1 pseudogene is annotated in these 537 nt (G+C 44.1%); it reads left to right on the top strand.

Annotated elements, in window-relative coordinates:
• Window positions 1-537, top strand: a pseudogene (locus AC5FEC_RS10430) (IS3 family transposase); the annotation flags it as partial.

Genomic DNA, 537 nt, shown 5'->3' with positions numbered 1-537 from the left:
TTGATAAAGTGCTTCTGAAACAACAGTCAAAGCTGACCGTTTCACTTGATTACGCCTTGCCAAACCGAGGGACTCTTCCAAACTGGATAGCGCAATACAAGAAAAACGGGTATACTATTCTTGAGAAAGCAAGAGGGAGGCCGCCAAAAATGGGACGTAAGCCAAAGAAGACCTGGGAAGAGATGACGGAGTTAGAGCGACTCCAAGAAGAAAATGAGCGTCTTAGAACGGAGAATGCCTATCTAAAAAAGTTGAAAGAATTGCGCCTGAGGGACGAAGCCTTAGCGTGCGAAAGGCAGAAACAGTTAGAGAAATGGTCAATGGAGGATTCCGACTAGACCTCCTTCTAGCAACAGCTAAACTAGCTCGTGCTACCTACTATTACCAGCTCAAGCAACTAGCTACAGAGGACAAAGATAGGGACATCAAGAATGAGATACAAGCAATTTTTAAGGATCATAAGGGCAATTATGGTTACCGCAGGGTTCATCTAGAACTGCGCAATCGTGGTTATAGCATCAATCATAAGAAAGTGCA

It is taken from the genome of Streptococcus sp. STC1396, from assembly GCF_058933875.1.
Note: the sequence above shows the minus strand (reverse complement) of the source record. Positions and strands in the feature narration are given on the sequence as shown.